The 401-nt window shown below is 51.4% G+C and carries 1 protein-coding gene; it reads left to right on the forward strand.

Annotation, left to right across the window (positions count from 1 at the left end; translation table 11 throughout):
- On the forward strand, positions 1-401 hold a 401-nt coding region (locus H8K55_RS21320; protein WP_329605079.1), incomplete at both ends, for a Calx-beta domain-containing protein.

Genomic DNA, 401 nt, shown 5'->3' on the forward strand with positions numbered 1-401 from the left:
CAGCCGTAGCCGGCAATGTGACATTCGCACCAGGCGAAACGAGCAAAACGATTACGGTCGCGATCACAAATGACACAGTATTTGAAGGCGCTGAAAACTTCCAGGTGAATTTATCTGCACCGACGAACGCGACTTTAGGCACAAGCAGCGTCACGACGACCATTCATGATGATGGTACAGGCACAGGTGGTGGCGATGATGATCGTCTGGTTGTGACATCGGTCAGTAGCCCGACGGTAGGCGAAGGCGGCAATTTAGTATTTAGTGTCACCTTAAGCGGCACGAGCACAACAGCAACAACAGTCAATGTCACACCATCCTCCGGTACTGCAGTATTAGGAACCGATACGGGTGTACAACAAGTTTCCACCGATGGCGGTGTGACCTGGAATACTTTAGGC

The organism is Affinundibacterium flavidum (assembly GCF_014284175.1).
Taxonomy (GTDB): domain Bacteria; phylum Pseudomonadota; class Gammaproteobacteria; order Burkholderiales; family Burkholderiaceae_D; genus Undibacterium; species Undibacterium flavidum.